Below are 19,068 nucleotides of genomic sequence, written 5' to 3' on the forward strand. Positions count from 1 at the left end.
TGTCCGATCCGTCTGTGTATGCTTGCGGCTACAAGCCACGCGTAGCGACGAGCGTCATGCCAGAGTTGAGTGAGCGGACCAAAGCGAACATGGACGTCGTCCTGGAGGAGACGTGCCGCCAACTGCCGCATGGTGGCGATCACGACAGCCGCAGGTTCATCGCCGAGCGCCTGATCGAGGCAGCACGGGAGGGGCATTCCACACTCGGCGAGCTCGGCATCGTCGCGCGGCACGCGCTGGCCGAGCTCATTGCCAAGGGCGGTTAGGCACGGCCGCAAGACTTGCTTCGCTGACCGTCAGGGGCATACCCTGCAGGCAACCTGTCCGCGCATCGAGATGCTTTGAAGATGCGTTTGCTGCTTTCACTTCTTGCTGTTTGCGTTTTGCATGGCGCCGGTTCGGCCGCGGCTCAGCCGGTCGGACAGTTTCCATTTGCGCTGACGCGTGAAGGACAGATGCTCGGCGCCGTCGAAGGAGAGGTGGCGTCGTTCAAGGGACTGGCCTACGCGGCGCCGCCGGTGGGTGCGCTGCGCTGGCGCCCGCCGCAGCCGGCGCCCGAAAGTTCGGAGATGCACACTGCCTACGCGTATGGCGCGCCCTGCCTTCAGCCGGCGCTACAGGCATCGAGCGAAGATTGTCTCATGCTGAACGTGTTCCGTCCCTTCGGGGTCGATGGCCCGCTGCCGGTGTTGGTGTTCATCCACGGCGGCGGCTTTGTCGGCGGCACGGCCAATGAGCGGCTGTACGACGGTGCCAAGCTCGCGCGGGCTGGGCTCATCGTCGTCACCGTGAACTATCGCCTGGGCGTGCTCGGCTGGCTCGCTCATCCGGCGCTGTCGCAAGGCTCCGGCAATTACGGCCTGATGGACCAGATCGCGGCGCTGCATTGGGTCCACGAGAACGTCGCGGCGTTCGGCGGCGATCCAGGTAACGTCACCTTGTTTGGCAGCGACGCAGGCGCGACGTCGATTGCGCATCTGATGTTGTCTGCGAAATCGCAGGGTCTCTTCCACAAAGCCATTCTGCAATCGGTCCCCGGCCGCGCGCACCTGCGTTCGGCACAGGAGGCGGAGGCCATCGGCCGGCAGTTCGTGGCGGCGCTTGGACCGCAGGCGGATTTGCGCGCCGCCGAACCGCGACGCCTGCTTGCCGCCGCAAGCAGTCTTGCGGAGACATCGCGGCGTGGCTTCGCACCGATGATGGACGGAGATCTGGTGACTGAGGATATTGCCGCCGGCTTTGCGGCCGGACATCAAAGCCGCATTCCGCTGATCATCGGCTCGAACGACGACGAGACCGGTTTCGACAGTGAGTCCGAGATCAAGGAGGCGGTCGCATCCTCAGCCACTATAAGCGACGAGTTGCGCAGGCTCTATCCCGACATCGCCAGGCCTTCGGAGCTTGCAGCGCGGTTCTATACCGACAAGGTCTTCTCCGAGCCCGCAAGACTGCTGGCTCGGCTGCATGCCGCACACGGTGCGACGACCTTTCGCTATCGCTTCGGCTATGTGCCCGAATCCCGCCGCGCGAATCCCGAGGGCGGGCACGGGCGGGAGTTGCAGTTCATCTTCGGTGCGGAAGGCGTGCCGGGAGCGGGCATCTTCTCGCGAGGTGATCGCGAGGTCGCAAGCCGCCTGCGCTCCTATTGGATCAACTTCGCCAGGAGTGGCGATCCCAATGGTCCCGATCTGCCGCATTGGAACGCTGCGGCAGGCCGCGATCGCATGCTGCTGATCACGAACGATGGCATCGCGAGCGGCGACGATCCGTTCGCGGAGCGTCTCGATCGGCTCACAGACGAGAGCAAGAATTGAGTTGGACTTAAGCCGCGAGCTCGACGCGCGGCGCCGGGCTCAGCCGGTCTTCCTCCAGATAGTCCATCGCACCGTCCTTCTCGACGGCATAGAACTGCTGGCCGTCCCGCGACTTGAAGGCGGCGCGAACGATGCCGCGGCGGCCCTTGTCACTGTTGACGACGTCCCCCAGCGCAAACTTCTTCATCTCACGTCTCACTTGTCTTCAGGCCGACTGCTTCGGCCACGTCCGGATTTTGGGCGGCAAATCGTTAACGACTTGCTAACCATCCTGGTTTGCCTATGCTCGCCGCCGGTCGCGCGGGCAATTGCACGCGCATGTTGCCGACGAGACGAACCATGACGCGATTTCCGACCCTGTTCCTGTCGCATGGCGGCGGCCCTTGGCCGTTCATGGAGGACAGGCGGCTGCAATATGCCAGGACCGCGGCGGAGTTCGGCCGGCTGCCGCAGCTGTTGCCGGCGAGGCCGAAGGCCGTGCTCGTCATCACCGGCCATTGGGAGGCCGATGCCTTCACCGTGTCGACCTCGGCGCATCCGCCGATGGTGTACGACTATTACGGATTCCCCGAGCACACCTACCACCTCAAATATCCGGCGCCGGGGCAGCCCGAACTCGCTGCGCAGGTGAAGACGCTGCTTGGGCGCGCAGGGCTCGATTGCCGGGAAGATCCCAATCAGGGTTTTGATCACGGCACCTTCGTGCCGCTCGGGCTGATGTATCCGAACGCCGACATGCCGATCGTGCTGCTCTCGCTCAAGTCTGCCTACGATGCGGCCGAGCACGTCAAGGTCGGGCAGGCGATTGCGTCGCTCCGTGACGATGGCGTTCTGATCGTCGGCAGCGGGCTGACCTATCACAACATGCGTGGCTTCAACCGGCCGGAGTCCAAGCCTGTCTCCTACGATTTCGAGGCCTATCTGAACGAGGCGATCAGCAATCCCGATCCGGCGCGCCGCAACGCGATGCTGGTCGATTGGGAGAACGCACCGAGCGCGCGCCTGGCGCATCCGCGCGAGGACCATCTGCTGCCGCTGATGGTCGCAGCCGGCGCCGCAGGCAACGACGTGGGCCATCGGGTTTTTGTGGACGAGGTCGCCAATGTGGCGATGGCGTCGTATATGTTTGGATGAGTGTAGGGTGGCACGCGCCTTAACCCTCTCCCCTTGTGGGAGAGGGTGGCTCGCCGCGTAGCGGCGAGACGGGTGAGGGGTCTCTCTCCGCGGGGTAGTCTCGCAGCGAACTTGCGGAGCGAACCCCTCATCCGGCGCTTCGCGCCACCTTCTCCCACAAGGGGAGAAGGAAGAGAGTGCGTCGCTACCTCACCCGTATCTCAGCTTCATGAACAGGATGCCGCCGGCGAGCACGATGGTAATGGCGTTGGCGACGACGAGCGGGGCGTCGCCCGAGAGCAGGCCGTAGACCAGCCAGAGCGCCAGCCCCAGCACCATGACCAGGAACATGCCGAGCGAGATATCTCCGGTGGAGCGGCTCTTCCACACCTTGATGGCTTGCGGCGCGTAGGCCACGGTGGTGCAGGTCGCGGCGGCAAAGCCGATCAGCTTGATCACGAAGGGGTCCATGGCGGCTCTATAGCATGGATTAGACGACGGCCACGCCTCACGCGCGAGATGTCATGAGATCGCGGTAGAGCGCGGCATAGTCGCCGGCGCGGTTGCGCCAGGAGACGTCGGTGGCAAGGCCGTTTCGTTGCAGCCGACGCCAGGTCTGCTTGTCGTGGAAGGTGATGTTGGCTTTGCGCAGCGTGCCGGCAAAGGCCTCCGCTGTCACGGGGCCGAACTTGAAACCGGTGGCATCGCGGCCGGAAGCGTCGGCCTCGCCGATGTCGACGATGGTGTCCTCGAGCCCGCCGACGCGTGAGACGATCGGGACGGCACCGTAGCGCAGTGCGCACAGCTGGGTCAGCCCGCATGGCTCGAAGCGGGAGGGCACGAGAAGCGCGTCCGAGCCGGCCTGGAGCAGGTGCGCCAGGATCTCGTCATAGCCGATCACGACCCCGATCCGGCCGGGATTGGCGCGGGCTGCGGCCTGATAGCGATCCTGGAGATCGCGGTCGCCGCTGCCGAGCAGCGCGAGCTGCATGCCTTCGCCCAGGATGGTCGGAAGGACATCGAGCAGGAGATCGAGCCCCTTCTGCCACGAGAGCCGGCTGATGACGCCGAGCAGCGGCGCTTCGTCCGAGGAATCGAGGTTGAACTGCTGCTGCAGCACCGCCTTGTTCGCAGCCCGGAACGTCAGATCGTCGGCGCCGTAACGGTAGGCGATGTGCGGATCTTGTTCCGGATTCCACACCGAGATGTCGATGCCGTTGAGGATGCCGCTGAGCACGCCGGCGCGTGCGCGCAAGAGGCCGCCGAACCCCATGCCGCCTTCGTCGCTCTGGATCTCCCGTGCGTAGGTCGGCGACACCGTGGTGATGCGATCGGCGAATTGCAGGCCGGCTTTCAGGAAGCTGATGCCGCCGAAATATTCGAGTTCATTGACGTTGAAGGAGTGCCAGGGCAGGCCGATCGATCCGATCAGCGCAGGCGCGAACTTGCCCTGGTAGGCCATGTTGTGGATGGTCATCACGGTCGCGGGCCGCGGGCGATTGTCGTAGTGCAGATAGGCCGGCGCGAGCCCGGCCTGCCAGTCGTGGGCGTGGACGACATCGGGTACGAAGGCCGGGACAAGGCCGTGGCCGATATCGGCAGCGATGCGCGACAGCGCCGCGAAGCGCACGCCATTGTCCGGCCAGTCGAGGCCTTCGCTGGTGACGTAGGGGTTGCCCGGCCGCGCATAGAGATGCGGCACGTCGAGCACGAACAGGTCGAGCCCCTCGTGGGAGCCGGCGAGCAGCCGTCCGGGTCCGCCAAAATAATCCGGCCAGCGCCGGATCTCCTCTGTGCCCGATACGAGCCGCATCACGTCGGGATAGCCCGGCATCAAAGTGCGCATTTCGACGCCATGCGCCTTCAGCGCCACCGGAAGGGCGCCGGCGACATCAGCGAGGCCGCCGGTCTTGACGATGGGATAGACTTCAGAAGCGACCGCGAGGACGCGAACAGGCGTCATTTATTGAGCCCGTCGATCATCGGCTGCGTGATCAGCGAGATGCCTTGCTCGGTGGTCCGGAATCGCTTCGAGTCGAGTTCGGGATCTTCGCCGACGACGAGTCCCTCCGGAATCTCGACGCCGCGGTCGATCACGACGTTCTTCAATCGTGCGCCGCGGCCGACATTGACATAAGGCATGATGACGGCGTTCTCGACATTGGCATAGGAGTTGATGCGCACGCCGGTGAACAGCAGCGACCGGCGCAGCGACGCGCCGGAGATGATGCAGCCGCCCGAAACCAGCGAGCTCACGGCCTGGCCGCGCCGACTCTCCTCGTCATGGACGAACTTGGCTGGCGGCGTGATCTCCGAATAGGACCAGATCGGCCAGGCGCGGTCGAACAGATCCAGCTCCGGCACCACGTCGGTGAGGTCAATATTGGCAGACCAGTAAGCGTCGACGGTGCCGACGTCGCGCCAGTAGGCGGTGTTGTTGTGGCTGGAGCGCACGCAGGAGGTCGAGAACTGGTGCGCGATCGCGCGGCCGTTCTTGACGAGGTAAGGAATGATGTCCTTGCCGAAATCGTGGTTGGAGTTCGGGTCCTCGGCGTCGCGCTTGAGTTGGTCGAACAGAAATTTCGCGTTGAAGACGTAGATACCCATGCTGGCCAGCGAGACATCCGGCTTGCCCGGCATCGGCGGCGGATCTTTCGGCTTCTCCAGGAACTCCTGGATCCAGCCGTTCTCGTCGACATGCATGATGCCGAAGCCGGAGGATTCCGACCGCGGCATCTCCAGGCAGCCGACAGTGACGTCGGCGCCGCTCTCGACGTGCTGGCGCAGCATCACCTCGTAGTCCATCTTATAGATATGATCGCCCGCCAGCACGACGATGAAGCGGCAGGCGTGGGATTCGATGATGTCGATATTCTGGTAGACCGCGTCCGCCGTGCCGACATACCACATGTTCTCGGAGACGCGCTGGCTCGCGGGGAGGATGTCGAAGCTCTCGTTGCGTTCGGGTCGGAAGAAGTTCCAGCCCATCTGGAGATGACGGATCAGGCTATGCGCCTTGTACTGGGTCGCCACCGCGATCCGGCGGATGCCTGAATTGACGGCATTCGACAGCGCGAAATCTATGATGCGGGATTTTCCGCCGAAATAGACGGCCGGCTTGGCACGCCGGTCGGTCAGCTCCAAAAGCCGGCTGCCGCGTCCCCCGGCCAGGACGAACGCCAACGCCTGACGGGCAAGCGGCTCATTACCGACGGCACTCATGTCATCCTCCCACACTCCGGCATTTCGGGGCTTTTCGTCGCGAGAAGGCCCCGCGGTCCCGCGCCCACTGGAACCGATAGTAACGGCACGCATAGTAAATCAGGAAGTAGGTTGTTGGTTGCGAACGCGGCAAGCTTAATGCTTTCGTCTTGGTCATCCGGCAGCGCGCCGTGGGCGGACTTGTGCGCCGCACGCAAAATCGGCTTTGACTCGACGCCGGGATACCCGATCATGGTGCTGCGATCCTTTTTCCAAGCAGAACGTCAGACAAGGAGTAGGACGATGAGGATCTGGAGAACGGCAATTGCCTGTGGCCTGGCCGGCGCGGTCATCGCCGGCGAAATCCAACAGGCGGCGGCAGCCCCGCTGCCGACCAACGTCGCGACCATGAAGGCCGCGGTCGGCGACGATGTCACGCCGGTGCATTGGCGCGGCGGCGGATTCGGATGGGGCATCGGCGGGCTCGCGGCCGGCGCCATCATCGGCGGTGCCATCGCCAGCGGCGCGCCTTACGGCTACGGCTATTATGGCGGCGGCCCGTATTACGGCGGCTATGGATATCCGGGACCGTCCTACGGCTACGCGCCGGCCTATTACGGCTATGGACCGGCCTACGCCTATCCTCGCTACTATGGCTATCGCCGATACTATCGGCCCTACCGTCCCTATTACGGCTACGTCCGCCCGTATCCGCGTCCGTACTACCGGGCCTATTGGTAATGTTGCGCGGCTAAAGCATGATCCGGAAAAGTGCGCAGCGGTTTTCCGAAAAGATCATGCTTAAACAACAATCTAAAGCGCGATGGCGATTCATCCTAATCGCATCGCGCTTTAGAGCGAGAGCCAGACGATCAGGCTCATGCATGCGAAATGCGTCAGTACGATTGCGGCGAGATGCAGTGGGCCGGTTTTGAGGCGAGGCCAGCGTATCCCGCCGCTTCGGCTTAGTTCAATCCGGCGGCCGCGGCGATGAAGCTGCTGTCGACGGCTTTGGTCGGATCGAGCTTCTTCGCGAGGATGCCATAGCGCGTCGGAGGCTGCGAGACCTCACATGCCGCTCGAATGTCCGTGAAGCGCGCACCGGCGATCTCGTCGCCTCCGATCTGATCTATTCCAACCGACGGCCGCACGCGGTTGGGCCGCACACACTGCGTGCGTCGATCCGACCTCGCCGCGAGGTGCCGCGCCGCGCGAAAGCATTGAGGTGCGGTGCTGGTATTCCACAACAGTAACAAGTGTGATGGCGCTGCCGGGCATTGTCCCGGCCGGCTCTGAGGAACCTTCGGGAACAAGCCGACGTTTGCAGCGCCGGGCAGGGCCAACCGGGAGCGGTGCCGTGCGAGTGCAGACCACGCTATTCTTCTCTCTGGCCAGTTTTTCGCTTTCTGCCTTTTCTGGTGCCCATGCCGAAAGCGGGCTTGCCTCGTATTACGGCTATGGCAAAGCCAGCAAAGACGGCGCTCTGACCTGCGCGCACCGGACGCGCCCGTACGGCAGCGTGCTCAAGGTGTCCTATGGCGGCCGTTCGATCCAGTGCCGCGTGAATGATCGCGGCCCCTTCGTTCGCGGCCGGATTGTCGATCTCTCGGTGCCGGCCGCCCGCGCGCTCGGCATGATGAGCGCCGGCGTGGTGCGAGTCTCCGTGGAATAGGTCAGGCGGCGCGCTATAGTGCCTCGAAAGCAAGGGGGCGCGAATGGCTCGGATCAGGGTGGGACTCGTCGGCTGCGGCTTCGTGTCGGAGCTGCATATGTATGCGTTCCGGCGCGTCTATGGCGTGGACGTCGAAGTCGCGGCGGTCGCCGCGCGCGGCGATCACGTCGTCGCATTCGCGGATCGCCACAATATCCCGCGCGTCTATCGCAGCTTTCCCGAGCTGATCGCGGACCGCGATCTCGACGTCGTCGATATCTGCACGCCGCCCAATCTTCATGCCGCGATGATCATCGCGGCGATGCGGGCCGGCAAGCACGTGATCTGCGAAAAGCCGTTCGCCGGCTATTTCGGCCGCGATGGCGATGCGCAGCCGATCGGCAAGCATGTGCCGAAGGCGCTGATGTATGAGCGCGTGCTGGAGGAGATGGACGCAACGCGCGCAGCGATCGAGCGCACCGGCAAACTCTTCATGTATGCCGAGGACTGGATCTACGCGCCGGCGGTGACCAAGACTGCGGAGATCCTGAGGGCCACCAGGGACAAGGTCCTGTTCATGAAGGGCGAGGAGAGCCATTCCGGCTCGCATGCGACCCACGCCGCGCAATGGGCGATGACCGGCGGCGGCTCGCTGATCCGCATGGGCTGTCACCCGCTCTCGGCCGTGCTCTATCTCAAGCAGGTCGAGGCGAAGGCGCGCGGCGAGATCATCGGCGTCGCCAGCGTCACCTGCGACGTCGGCAACGTCACCGCCGGCCTCAAGCCCGAAGAGCGTACCTACATCAAGGCCAATCCCCTGGATGTCGAGGATTGGGGCACGCTCACCGCGACTTTCTCGGACGGCACCAAGGCGACTGTGTTCTCCGGCGACATGATCATGGGCGGCGTGCGCAACCTGATCGAGACCTACACCAGCGGCGGATCGCTGTTCGCCAACATCACTCCGAACACGCATCTGATGAGCTACCAAACCAGCGAGGAGAAGCTCGCCTCGGTCTACATCACCGAAAAGGTCGACCGCAAAACCGGCTGGCAATATGTCTGTCTGGAGGAGGAATGGACGCGCGGCTATTTGCAGGAGATCCAGGACTTCATGGAATGCGTGGCGACCGGACGACAGCCGCTATCGGACCTTGCGCTGGCCTACGAGACGATCAAGGTGAACTACGCGGGATATTGGGCCGCGGAGGAGGGGCGACGGGTGGTGTTGTAGGTTGTGCTGAACTGACAGCCACATGCACACTGCCAATCCTTCTCCCCCTTGTGGGAGAAGGTGGCGCGAAGCGCGGATGAGGGGTTGTCTCCGCGAATTCAAACGGGAGTTGGATTTGCGGAGAGAATCCCTTACCCGTCTCGCCGCTTGCGCGGCGAGCCACCCTCTCCCACAAGGGGAGAGGGGCGCACCGCTCGCGCCGCTTGAAGCTTACGTCCCGTAAGTCGAGCCCTTCGGCAACGGAAACACCGGGTCTTGCGTCCTGATATTCGTTGGCCAAACCACCGAGATGTGCTCGCCGGCATTCTGCATCACCACCGGTGTCGAGCGCTCGTTCTGGCCGGAGAGCGGGGTGCCGGGCGGGAAGAATTTCACGCCATAGCCCTGGATGGTGCCGCCAGCGGGAATATCAACGTCGAGCGCTGCTTTGCGAATGGCTTCGGGCTCGAAGCTGCCGTACTTCTCCTTGGCGACCGGCAACACGCTGTTGAGCAGGATCCAGGTCTGGTTGAAGCCCATCGAGCAATGCGGCGGCACATCGGTGGCGCCGGTCTTGGCCTTGTAGCGCGTGACCATGGCGTTGGTGAGATCGCCGATGCCCGGCGCGAGCTTGGCCGGATCGAGCAACTGCGCCGGCACCGGATCGATGTTGCAGAAATTGTCGATGTCGGGACCGAAGGTCGCGCGCAGCTTGTCGAGCTGGCTGTAGCCGGCGCCGGCGCCGAACAGCATCTTGAAGCGCAATCCGCTCTCGCGGGCCTGGCGCAGGAACAGGGTGATGTCCGGATTGTAGCCGGCATGCGAGATCACATCGACCTTGGCGCGCTTGAGCTTGGTAACGAGCACCGAAAGGTCGGGCGCGGACGCCGAATAGCCCTCACGCATCGCCACCTGGATGCCGGCCTGCTTGGCATAGGCCTCGTCGGCGGCAGCGACGCCGACGCCGTAGGGGCCGTCCTCGTGGATCAACGCGACCTTGACGTCCTTGGCATCCATGCCGAGCTTGCCTTGCGCATGCTCGGCAATGAAGCCGGCGAAGGCCTGGCCGTATTGATCGGAATGGATCTGCGCGCGAAACACATATTGCAGGTTCTTGTCCTTGAACACGGCGGTCGAGACCGCGGTCGTGATCCAGAGGATCTTCTTCTGCTGCTCGACCTTGGCGGCCATCGGCACCGCGTGCGCACTGGAATAGACGCCGTTGATGATGTCGATCTTTTCCTGGCTGATCAGGCGTTCCGCCTCGTTGATCGCCACATCCGCCTTACTCTGCGAATCCGCGGCAACGGGCACGATCTTGGTCTTGCCGCCGATGCCGCCCTTCTCGTTGACGAGGTCGATGGCGATCTGTGCGCCGACCGAGGAGGCGACCGAGCCGCCGGCGGCGAACGGGCCGGTCAGGTCGTAGATCAGGCCGATGCGCAAATTCTCGGCCTGCGCCTGGGCCCTGGTCCAATCGAGACTGAGTGCGGCGGCCGCAGCCGCCGAGCTCTTCAGCAGCTGCCTGCGTGAAGTCGGCATCCAATCCTCCCTCAAAACCTGTTTTTGATTTGGTCTTGTTATCTTTTTTCGAAGTATGGGGAGCGGGATAGCGGAAAGTCAACATCGCGAAAGTCGGGGTTCGTCCTCGACGGCGTTGGACGCAATTGCGAAATGAGCGACGAGACCGCCTTTCACTGTTTCAAGCGGCGCGCCAGATAGGGCGCTGTCTTGCCCCCGGCCTTGGCGACCTGCTCCGGCGTGCCCGATGCGACGATACGCCCGCCTTCGTCACCGGCGCCGGGGCCGAGATCGATGATCCAGTCGCTGTGAGAGACGACATCCATGTCATGCTCGATCACAACGACGCTGTTGCCGGCGTCCACGATCCGCTCGAGCTGGGCGATCAGTCGTTCGACATCGCGCGGGTGAAGGCCCGTGGTGGGCTCGTCCAGGACATAGAGCGTGTGACCGCGTTGCGGACGCATCAGCTCGGTCGCGAGCTTGATCCGCTGGGCTTCGCCGCCCGACAACTCGGTCGCGGATTGACCGAGGCGGATATAACCGAGGCCGACCTCGCGGACGACCGACAGCGACCGGTTCAGCGTCGCATCCCCCTCGAAGAACTCGAAGGCCTCGTCGACCCGCATCGCCAGCACGTCCGCAATGGATTTCCCGCGGATCTTGACCTCGAGCGTCTTGTCGTTGTAGCGGGCGCCCTTGCAGGTCGGACAGGGCGCGTAGACGCTGGGCAGGAACAGCAGCTCGACCGAGACGAAGCCTTCGCCCTCGCAGGTCGCGCAGCGGCCTTTTGCGACATTGAACGAGAAGCGACCGGCATCGTAGCGGCGGGACTTGGCCTGCGGCGTTGCCGCGAATATCCGCCGCACATGGTCGAACAGGCCGGTATAGGTCGCAAGGTTGGAACGCGGCGTACGGCCAATCGGCTTCTGGTCGACGACGACGAGGCGGTTCACCTGGTCGAGGCCGGCAACGATCTTGCCGCCCAATGTCTCGACCGTGGGTGCCAGGCTGTCGTCGTCCGCCTCCGCGGCACGTGCATGGCCGAGATGCTCCGCTACGGCATCGACGAGGAATTGGCTGATCAGGCTCGATTTGCCGGAGCCCGACACGCCGGTCACGCTGGCGAGAATGCGCAGCGGGATATCGACGTCGAGGCCGCGAAGATTATTCCTGGTCACACCCCGGAGTTTCAGATGCTCCGTCGGCTCGCGGCGGACCGTCGGCAGTGGCTTTCGTGGCTGCGCGAGATAACGAGCGGTTCGCGATTGCGCGACCTTGCCGAGGCCGGCGGGCGGTCCGCTATAGAGGATGTTCCCGCCGCCTTCGCCGGCGTCGGGGCCGACGTCCACCAGCCAGTCCGCATGCCGGATCACCTCGATCTCGTGCTCGACCACCAAGATCGAGTTTCCCGCGTGCTTCAACCGCTCCAGCGCTCGCATTAGCGCCTCAGTGTCGGCGGGATGCAGGCCCGCGGAGGGCTCGTCGAGCACGTAGACGACGCCGAACAGGTTGGAGCGGACCTGCGTCGCCAGACGCAACCGCTGCAACTCTCCTGGCGAGAGCGTCGGCGTGCTGCGCTCGCAGGCAAGATAACCAAGGCCAAGGTCGAGCAGCACGGTCAGCCGGGCGGATAGATCCTCGCAGATGCGCCTGGCAACGACGGCCTTCTCCGACCTGCCCGTCGAAGCTCTCGCGAACGGCTTGACCAGATCCTTCAATTGCTTGAGCGGCAGATGCGACATCTCGGCGATGTTGAGCCCGGCGAACTTGACCTTGAGCGCCTCGGGCTTCAGCCTCGTGCCGTGGCAGGTCGGGCAGCCCCGTGTGATCATGAATTGCGCGACGCGGCGCTTCATCATCGCGCTCTCGGACTTGGCGTAGGTCTGCATCACGTAGCGTTTCGCGCCTGTGAAGGTGCCCTGATAGCTCGGCTCCTCCTTGCGGCGCAGGGCGCGTCTGACCTCGGCGGCATCGTAACCGGCATAGACCGGAACGGTCGGCTGCTCCTCCGTGAACAGGATCCAGTCGCGATCCTTTTTGGGTAACTCCCGCCACGGCTTGTCGACGTCGTAACCGAGTGTCGTCAGGATGTCGCGCAGGTTCTGGCCCTGCCAGGCGCTCGGCCAGGCCGCGACGGCGCGTTCGCGGATCGTCTTGGTGCCGTCGGGCACCATCGACTTCTCGGTCGCGTCGAGCATCCTGCCGATTCCGTGGCAGGTCGGGCACGCCCCCTCGGGCGTGTTCGGCGAGAACGCTTCCGCATAGAGCATCGGTTGTCCCCGCGGATAATCGCCGGCGCGGGAATAGAGCATCCTGAGCAGGTTCGAGATGGTGGTCACGCTGCCGACGGATGACCGCGTGGTGGGTGCGCCGCGCTGCTGCTGGAGCGCGACCGCGGGCGGCAGGCCCTCGATGTCGTCGACTTCAGGAATTTGCATCTGGTGGAACAGCCGCCGCGCGTAGGGCGATACCGACTCAAGATAGCGCCGCTGCGCCTCGGCGTAGATCGTCCCGAAAGCCAGTGAGGATTTCCCGGAGCCCGACACGCCTGTGAACACGACGAGCGCGTTGCGGGGAATGCGAACGTCGACGTTCCTGAGGTTGTGCTCGCGCGCGCCGCGCACCCGCACGAAGCCGTCATCCTGCATCAGGCTGTCGGATTGCCTTGGTCGATCGTCCATCTCGCCTCCTCGGGCTCCCGTGAGGGATCAACCGCAGGATCGCAGGATGGGTCCCGCGGGGCCAGCATGCCAGTTCCGCCCTGCGCAGGGCAAAGGCCCGTCCGGTCGTGGCGACGGGACTTGCAAGCGACGTTGCGGCTGGTAGCGGCTTGCAGCGAGCCTGGCCTCAGACGATGAAATCCCCGGCCTGGAGATCGGCGGCATGGATGCCGTCCAGCGTGATCTTATCGTTGGCCGTCAGATGGATCACCGCGTTTCCGGAGCCGTCGTCGCTGATCAGGCTCTTCAGTTCGGCCCAGCCCGCAAAGCCGTAATCGCGGACGTCGATCACATCATGCTCTGGTGCCGTGCTGCCGACGGCCTTGTTGCCCTGGTCGAAATCGTTGATCACGTCCTCGCCCGAGCCGCCATTGAACACGAACAGATCGCTGTTCGGTCCGCCCCAGAGCTGATCGTTGCCGCCCCCGCCATTCAGGAGGTCCCGGCCGCCGGTGATCGAGCCGGCTGCGGAGGGGGCGTAGCTGTTGGCGTCGCCATACAGCCAGTCGCCACGCTGGCTGCCCCAGAGGATGTCGTTGCCGCCATGCGCACTGCCTGACATGTTCGAGGCATCACCGATGAGCACGATCGACGTCGAGTCGGGATTGCCCTGGACGGCCGCGATCAGGACGTCGTCCCCGCCGCTCGCATTATCGCTCATGTAGCCGGTATCCCCCATCAGAGAGGCACCTCCCGAGCGGGCGTCGGCGCCGACGGTGTAGATGAGGATGTCGTTGCCGCCATGCACATTGCCGCTCATGGTGGCGAGCGCGTCACCGGATATCTGTGCGCCGCCGTAGGTGCCGGCCTGGGTCACGCAGATGATATCGTTGCCACCGAGGGCATCGGCGCTCATGGCGTAGCCCGCGTCCCCGCTGAACGCGCCATACGCTCGGCTGCCCAACTCCGCGGTGATGAGGTCATTGCCTCCTGCCGCAGCGCCCGCCATGGTGCTTTCGGCATCGCCGGCGAGATAAAGGCTGACATACGTCGTGCCTGAGGCGTCCACGCGGATCGTGTCATTGCCGCCCTTGGCATGGTCGGACATGGTTTGGGCATCGCCATCAACGAGTGCATAATTCGCAAAGCCGTCGACAGTCGCGAGCAGAAGGTCGTTGCCGGCATGGGATCGGCCTTGCAGGGCGGCGTCGTCACCCACCAATGTCAGGGTCCCGTTTGCCGCCACGACGGTCGCGATCATGGTGTCGTTGCCTCCGTGGCCGTCGATCGGGAGACCGGGGTCTCCAAATGCGGTCACGAATTGCTGGTCTCCCACGCTGACCATGATCGTGTCGTTTGGCATGCGGCGCATCGCATAACTCCCACTTCATGCTCGAGCGCGGGTCGACGCCGCGCGGTTTTGGTGCGCGGCCTATCTTCATTGAATTGATGGCGGAGATTTGCCCGAGGCGTTGATTGATGACCCGGGAACCGCGCTTCGATCAACGGGTCGGTGCGACGTCACAAACGCGCATTTGCCGTGGCGTTGGCGGGGATCGATCGAGTGCCGTAGGTGGGCAAAGGCGCAAAGCGCCGTGCCCACCATCTCGTTGCGCATCAAAGCATCCGTGGGCACGCTTCCGCCTTTGCTCTTCGAGCTACGGCGGACAAGTCGCTTCGCCTAGGATCGCGCTGCTTGTCTCAGCCCGGTCCCGCGCCTTGCGTCGCCGTGTACACCGCGTAGAGGGACTGGCTCGCCGCCATGAACAGGCGGTTGCGCTTGGGGCCGCCGAAGGTGACGTTGCCGCACACTTCGGGCAGGCGGATGCGGCCGAGCAGCTTGCCCTCCGGCGACCACACGGTCACGCCACTGTAGCCGACGGCGCGCCCGGCATTGCTGGCGGCCCAGACATTGCCGTTGACGTCGCAGCGCACGCCGTCCGGTCCGCACTTCACCCCGTCGATCACGCAATCGCTGAACTTCTTGGGGTTCGACAGCTTGTTGTCGCTGCCGACGTCGAACACGAAGATCTCGCCCTTGCCGCCCGGCCCGGTGTCGCCCGGGCCCTTGCCGGTGGACGCGATGTAGAGCTTCTTGTAATCCGGCGAGAAGCACAGCCCGTTCGGATCGGGCACCTGGTCCTCGGTGACGACAAGATCGATGCGGCCCGAGGGGTCGATGCGATAGCAATTGGTCGGCAGCTCGCGTCTGCCCGGTGTGAAACCGGCCGGCTGTCCGATCCGCGGATTGAGCTTGCCGCCCGCATTGCTCGCGCCGCCCGCGACATCCGGCTCGCCTTCGTAGAGCTGACCGCCATAAGGCGGATCGGTGAACCAGTAGCTGCCGTCGGGATGCGCGACGACGTCGTTCGGCGAGTTCAGCCTCTTGCCTTGATAGGAGTCCGCCAGCACGGTGGCGGTGCCGTCATGCTCATAGCGCGTCACCCGCCGCGTCAGATGCTCGCAGGAGAGCTGGCGGCCCTGGAAGTCGAAGGAGTTGCCGTTGGAATTGTTCGAGGGTGAACGAAACACGCTGACATGGCCGTCGTCCTCGCTCCAGCGCATCTGCCGGTTATTGGGAATGTCGCTCCACAACAGATAACGGCCCTGCGCGCTCCACGCCGGGCCCTCGGCCCAGAGCACGCCGGTGTAGAGACGCTTGATCGCGGTGTTGGGCTGCGCGAGATCGTTGAAGGAGGGATCGACCGCGATGATGTCGGGGTCCCAGAAATAAGTGGTCGGCGCACCACGCGGGCTGAAATCCCGCGGCGGGGTTGTGATGGTGGTCGGCGGTGCGGCGGGACCGGTCTGGGCCAACGCGGAGCCGGCTCCGGCAATTGTTGCCGCACTGATTGCAAGTCCCTGCACCAGCGTTCGTCGTGAAAGCCCAGCATCCTGGTCACGCTGCTCTTTGTCACGAGCCTCTTGGCGTATCATCGCGTCCTCCCGATCATGTTCGCTGGCCGGTTGATCCGGCCGAGCAAGAGCGGAGGTTAATGCGGTCCGCAGCCGGTTGCGAGGGGTGGAATCGCATCCTTCAAGGAATGTCGGGTCGCAATCCCGACATATTCGGATGCGTACGGAATGAATGCGCTTCGGGTCCGACGTAGGCGATTTGCAAGGCGCGAAAATGTTCCGCGGGCCTTAGCAAAATTTGCTTGCGACAAAGCGCGGCACGCAACGTATTCGGCGCAGTTCAAGCCTTGATTTCGCGCGCATTGCCGCGCAGAAACCGTCGGGGGCGATGGACGGAGTAGATTGTGGCTGGCGTCATCGTATTGGTCGTATTGCTGGGAGTCGCGTTCGCGGCCGGCTATTTCACGCGCGAATTCATCTCCAACAAACGACGTGCGGAAGCACGCCGCTGGCGCGAGTATAACGAGCCGGATTGGCTCCCCGCTAACGCGCCCGCCAACACCAACATCGCGAGCGCGGTCACGGCCATTCCCGTGGTGACCGGTGAGCTCGGCCAGATGCTGGACCGCTGGGAGACGAGGGCCCGCGCCCGCCGCGCGGGATAGGTCGAAGTTCTCGCAGCCCGCATGAGTGGCTTGTCCGCCGAAGCTAGCGAAGGCGAAGCGCAATCCGGGATGTTCGTGCCTGCCGCACCGATCCCGGATCACGCTGCGTGTCGCGATTGAGGTGGCACGGCGCAGCGTCCCGCGATGCGAAGCATCGTCCGGTGCGGTGCGCTGCAGAGCCGAGGTCCATCTGACTGCGTGATGTTGCCGCTCGGATCCCGGCTCTGCGCCCCAACGCAAACGGGATACCGAAGCGCACCCGCAACCAGGTCAGTCGTCTTGACCATCTTTTGGCGTTGCGGTTGCTGCCATTTTTCGTCTAGAAACAGGCCTACTGAGCCTCCCGGCAACCAACCGTCAACGGTTTTGGCCGAGGATTTGTGGGCTCAAAAGGGTCTGGCAATGCTGATTCGCGGCCAAATCGAAGGGATTTCCGGGGAGGTGGCTCTGGCCGCCGCCACGATCCCGGCCGCGCTGCTGCCCACCCTCCTTATTGGCGGCCTTCTTCTTATTTGCCCCTGAGGGCCGGCTGGGCGCCACGCGCCTGGGCGCTCAGGGGCTGGTCGAGATCACCGGACACCTCAGCGCCCTGACGATCGAACGGCGCAAAAGCTCAAAAGGAAATTTGAAATGGCCACCGCGAACAAGTCCGACAAGGACCGCGTCATCATTTTTGACACCACGCTGCGCGACGGCGAGCAATGCCCCGGCGCCACCATGACCTTCGAGGAAAAGCTCGACGTCGCCGAGCTGCTGGACGATATGGGCGTTGACGTCATCGAAGCCGGCTTCCCCATCACCTCGGAGGGTGACTTCCAGGCGGTGAGCGAGATCGCCCGCCGCTCCAAGAACGCGGTCATTGCGGGCCTGGCCCGTGCCCACCCGGCCGATATCGACCGCTGCGCCGAGGCGGTGAAATTTGCAAAACGCGGCCGCGTCCACACCGTGATCGCGACCTCTCCGTTGCACATGCGGGTGAAGCTGAACAAGACGCCGGAGCAGGTGATCGAGACCTCGGTCGCCATGGTCGCGCGCGCCCGCAACCAGATCGACGACGTCGAATGGTCGGCCGAGGACGGCACCCGCAGCGAGATGGACTATCTGTGCCGCATCGTGGAAGCCGTCATCAAGGCCGGCGCCACTACGGTGAACATCCCCGACACCGTCGGCTACACGGTGCCGGAGGAATACACCCACTTCATGAAGACGCTGATCGAGCGCGTGCCGAATTCGGACAAGGCGGTGTTCTCCGTGCACTGCCATAACGATCTCGGCATGGCGGTCGCGAACTCGCTGGCCGGCATCGTCGGCGGCGCGCGCCAGGTCGAGTGCACCATCAACGGCATCGGCGAGCGCGCCGGCAACGCTGCGCTCGAAGAGATCGTGATGGCGATCAACGTCCGCAACGACAAATTCCCGTACTGGAACAAGATCGACACCACCCAGCTCACCCGCGCCTCGAAGCTGGTCTCGGCGGCGACCTCGTTCCCGGTGCAGTACAACAAGGCGATCGTCGGCCGCAACGCGTTTGCGCACGAGAGCGGCATCCATCAGGACGGCGTGCTGAAGGATGCTTCCACCTACGAGATCATGCGGCCCGAAATGGTCGGCCTGAAGCAGTCTTCGCTGGTGCTCGGCAAGCACTCCGGCCGCCATGCCTTCGTGCACAAGCTGGAGGAGATGGGCTACAAGCTCGGCCCGAACCAGCTGGAAGATGCGTTCACGCGGATGAAGGCCTTGGCCGACCGCAAGAAGGACATCTACGACGAGGACATCGAGGCGCTGGTCGACGAGAAGATGGCGGCCTCCCATGACCGCATCAAGCTGACCTCGCTGACCGTGATCGCCGGCACCCATGGCCCGCAGCGCGCGACCATGAAGCTCGACGTCGACGGCCAGATCAAGATCGAGGAGGCCGAGGGCAACGGTCCGGTGGACGCGGTGTTCAACTGCATCAAGCGCCTGGTGCCGCACGAGGCCAAGCTCGAGCTGTATCAGGTCCATGCCGTCACCGAGGGCACGGACGCGCAGGCCGAAGTGTCGGTGCGGCTGTCGCAGGAGGGACGTGCGATGACGGCACGCGCGGCGGATCCGGATACGCTGGTGGCCTCGGCCAAGGCCTATCTGGGCGCGCTCAACAAGATCGTCATGAAGCGTCAGCGCGACACGGTGACCACCGCGGCGGCGAGCTGACAAGCGAAGTTCGTCATTCCGGGTTCGATGCTTTGCATCGTCCCGGAATGACGGCCAAAGAGATACCAGCCCTGCTAACGGCCAATAGCGGCTCCGTCTCCGAGCCGCTATTGATGTCGCCGGCATGAGGATTGGCCGCCCGCGCGCCGGCGGCTCAAATAGAACGACAGGGAGAGAA

Annotated in this window: 17 protein-coding genes; 8 read left to right on the plus strand and 9 right to left on the minus strand. The window is 64.2% G+C overall.

Annotated features, from left to right (window positions below; translation table 11 throughout):
* The first annotated feature begins 56 nt into the window (after positions 1-56).
* Positions 57-266: a hypothetical protein gene (locus IVB28_RS06715; RefSeq protein WP_247525242.1), complete on the plus strand. Its 210-nt coding sequence runs from the start codon at positions 57-59 to the stop codon at positions 264-266.
* A gap of 81 nt (positions 267-347) precedes the next feature.
* Entirely contained in the window at positions 348-1,814 is a 1,467-nt protein-coding gene (locus tag IVB28_RS06720) for a carboxylesterase family protein (RefSeq protein ID WP_247525243.1), read from the plus strand.
* Between the two features lie 7 nt (positions 1,815-1,821).
* Here IVB28_RS06720 and IVB28_RS06725 read toward each other — a convergent pair whose 3' ends face one another.
* The gene (locus IVB28_RS06725; protein WP_246930086.1) at positions 1,822-2,001 is read right to left on the minus strand and encodes a hypothetical protein; all 180 of its coding nucleotides are present in this window, start codon (positions 1,999-2,001) and stop codon (positions 1,822-1,824) included.
* A gap of 152 nt (positions 2,002-2,153) precedes the next feature.
* Here IVB28_RS06725 and IVB28_RS06730 point away from each other — a divergent pair, with 152 nt between their 5' ends.
* Positions 2,154-2,948 (plus strand): class III extradiol ring-cleavage dioxygenase, encoded by a 795-nt coding sequence (locus IVB28_RS06730; protein ID WP_247525244.1) that lies wholly within the window; start codon positions 2,154-2,156, stop codon positions 2,946-2,948.
* Between the two features lie 189 nt (positions 2,949-3,137).
* On the opposite strand, the gene IVB28_RS06735 is transcribed toward IVB28_RS06730, so the two are convergent.
* The 3 genes from IVB28_RS06735 to glgC are packed head-to-tail and all read right to left on the minus strand — an operon-like array spanning position 3,138 to position 6,149.
* Entirely contained in the window at positions 3,138-3,398 is a 261-nt protein-coding gene (locus IVB28_RS06735; RefSeq protein ID WP_247525245.1) for a SemiSWEET transporter, read from the minus strand.
* A gap of 37 nt (positions 3,399-3,435) precedes the next feature.
* Positions 3,436-4,890, minus strand: coding sequence for a glycogen synthase GlgA (gene glgA, locus IVB28_RS06740; protein WP_247525246.1), 1,455 nt, complete (start codon positions 4,888-4,890; stop codon positions 3,436-3,438).
* Positions 4,887-6,149 carry a glucose-1-phosphate adenylyltransferase gene (gene glgC, locus IVB28_RS06745; RefSeq protein WP_247525247.1) on the minus strand — a complete coding sequence of 421 codons (1,263 nt, stop codon included), beginning with the start codon at positions 6,147-6,149 and terminating at the stop codon, positions 4,887-4,889. The genes glgA and glgC overlap by 4 nt, the downstream gene beginning before the upstream one ends.
* 282 nt (positions 6,150-6,431) lie before the next feature.
* On the opposite strand from glgC, the gene IVB28_RS06750 reads away from it, so the two are divergent.
* A complete protein-coding gene (locus tag IVB28_RS06750) occupies positions 6,432-6,869 on the plus strand; it encodes a hypothetical protein (RefSeq protein WP_247525248.1) in 438 nt (145 codons plus the stop codon).
* 224 nt (positions 6,870-7,093) lie between these two features.
* On the opposite strand, the gene IVB28_RS06755 is transcribed toward IVB28_RS06750, so the two are convergent.
* The gene (locus IVB28_RS06755; RefSeq protein WP_247525249.1) at positions 7,094-7,279 is read right to left on the minus strand and encodes a hypothetical protein; all 186 of its coding nucleotides are present in this window, start codon (positions 7,277-7,279) and stop codon (positions 7,094-7,096) included.
* A 206-nt stretch (positions 7,280-7,485) separates the two neighbouring features.
* On the opposite strand from IVB28_RS06755, the gene IVB28_RS06760 reads away from it, so the two are divergent.
* A complete protein-coding gene (locus IVB28_RS06760) occupies positions 7,486-7,800 on the plus strand; it encodes a septal ring lytic transglycosylase RlpA family protein (protein WP_247525250.1) in 315 nt (104 codons plus the stop codon).
* A 43-nt stretch (positions 7,801-7,843) separates the two neighbouring features.
* Positions 7,844-9,013 carry a Gfo/Idh/MocA family oxidoreductase gene (locus IVB28_RS06765; RefSeq protein ID WP_247525251.1) on the plus strand — a complete coding sequence of 390 codons (1,170 nt, stop codon included), beginning with the start codon at positions 7,844-7,846 and terminating at the stop codon, positions 9,011-9,013.
* Between the two features lie 210 nt (positions 9,014-9,223).
* Here the strand turns inward: IVB28_RS06765 and IVB28_RS06770 are convergent, their stop codons facing one another.
* From IVB28_RS06770 to IVB28_RS06785, 4 genes are all read right to left on the minus strand, one after another.
* Positions 9,224-10,534 (minus strand): ABC transporter substrate-binding protein, encoded by a 1,311-nt coding sequence (locus tag IVB28_RS06770; RefSeq protein ID WP_247525252.1) that lies wholly within the window; start codon positions 10,532-10,534, stop codon positions 9,224-9,226.
* Between the two features lie 152 nt (positions 10,535-10,686).
* On the minus strand, positions 10,687-13,197 hold the full coding sequence (gene uvrA / locus IVB28_RS06775) for an excinuclease ABC subunit UvrA (RefSeq protein ID WP_247525253.1): 2,511 nt from the start codon (positions 13,195-13,197) through the stop codon (positions 10,687-10,689).
* A 166-nt stretch (positions 13,198-13,363) separates the two neighbouring features.
* The gene (locus IVB28_RS06780; RefSeq protein ID WP_247525254.1) at positions 13,364-14,548 is read right to left on the minus strand and encodes a hypothetical protein; all 1,185 of its coding nucleotides are present in this window, start codon (positions 14,546-14,548) and stop codon (positions 13,364-13,366) included.
* A 329-nt stretch (positions 14,549-14,877) separates the two neighbouring features.
* Positions 14,878-16,113, minus strand: a complete 1,236-nt coding sequence (locus IVB28_RS06785) for an SMP-30/gluconolactonase/LRE family protein (RefSeq protein ID WP_247525255.1) — start codon at positions 16,111-16,113, stop codon at positions 14,878-14,880.
* A gap of 323 nt (positions 16,114-16,436) precedes the next feature.
* Here IVB28_RS06785 and IVB28_RS06790 point away from each other — a divergent pair, with 323 nt between their 5' ends.
* The gene (locus IVB28_RS06790; protein WP_247525256.1) at positions 16,437-16,697 is read left to right on the plus strand and encodes a hypothetical protein; all 261 of its coding nucleotides are present in this window, start codon (positions 16,437-16,439) and stop codon (positions 16,695-16,697) included.
* A gap of 630 nt (positions 16,698-17,327) precedes the next feature.
* The gene (locus IVB28_RS06795; RefSeq protein WP_247525257.1) at positions 17,328-18,890 is read left to right on the plus strand and encodes a 2-isopropylmalate synthase; all 1,563 of its coding nucleotides are present in this window, start codon (positions 17,328-17,330) and stop codon (positions 18,888-18,890) included.
* The last annotated feature ends 178 nt before the right edge of the window (positions 18,891-19,068 follow it).

Origin of the sequence: Bradyrhizobium sp. 199, assembly GCF_023073355.1 — a bacterium.
GTDB lineage: Bacteria > Pseudomonadota > Alphaproteobacteria > Rhizobiales > Xanthobacteraceae > Bradyrhizobium.

What these genes read in the sequence shown, in the direction of transcription:
- IVB28_RS06735 (WP_247525245.1), bottom strand. Translation starts at nt 3,398, where the DNA reads ATGGACCCCTTCGTGATCAAGCTGATCGGCTTTGCCGCCGCGACCTGC.
- IVB28_RS06750 (WP_247525248.1), top strand. Translation starts at nt 6,432, where the DNA reads ATGAGGATCTGGAGAACGGCAATTGCCTGTGGCCTGGCCGGCGCGGTC.
- IVB28_RS06770 (WP_247525252.1), bottom strand. Translation starts at nt 10,534, where the DNA reads ATGCCGACTTCACGCAGGCAGCTGCTGAAGAGCTCGGCGGCTGCGGCC.
- IVB28_RS06730 (WP_247525244.1), top strand. Translation starts at nt 2,154, where the DNA reads ATGACGCGATTTCCGACCCTGTTCCTGTCGCATGGCGGCGGCCCTTGG.
- IVB28_RS06795 (WP_247525257.1), top strand. Translation starts at nt 17,328, where the DNA reads ATGGCCACCGCGAACAAGTCCGACAAGGACCGCGTCATCATTTTTGAC.
- uvrA (WP_247525253.1), bottom strand. Translation starts at nt 13,197, where the DNA reads ATGGACGATCGACCAAGGCAATCCGACAGCCTGATGCAGGATGACGGC.
- glgC (WP_247525247.1), bottom strand. Translation starts at nt 6,149, where the DNA reads ATGAGTGCCGTCGGTAATGAGCCGCTTGCCCGTCAGGCGTTGGCGTTC.
- IVB28_RS06785 (WP_247525255.1), bottom strand. Translation starts at nt 16,113, where the DNA reads ATGATACGCCAAGAGGCTCGTGACAAAGAGCAGCGTGACCAGGATGCT.
- IVB28_RS06780 (WP_247525254.1), bottom strand. Translation starts at nt 14,548, where the DNA reads ATGCGCCGCATGCCAAACGACACGATCATGGTCAGCGTGGGAGACCAG.
- glgA (WP_247525246.1), bottom strand. Translation starts at nt 4,890, where the DNA reads ATGACGCCTGTTCGCGTCCTCGCGGTCGCTTCTGAAGTCTATCCCATC.
- IVB28_RS06720 (WP_247525243.1), top strand. Translation starts at nt 348, where the DNA reads ATGCGTTTGCTGCTTTCACTTCTTGCTGTTTGCGTTTTGCATGGCGCC.
- IVB28_RS06725 (WP_246930086.1), bottom strand. Translation starts at nt 2,001, where the DNA reads ATGAAGAAGTTTGCGCTGGGGGACGTCGTCAACAGTGACAAGGGCCGC.
- IVB28_RS06715 (WP_247525242.1), top strand. Translation starts at nt 57, where the DNA reads ATGCCAGAGTTGAGTGAGCGGACCAAAGCGAACATGGACGTCGTCCTG.
- IVB28_RS06765 (WP_247525251.1), top strand. Translation starts at nt 7,844, where the DNA reads ATGGCTCGGATCAGGGTGGGACTCGTCGGCTGCGGCTTCGTGTCGGAG.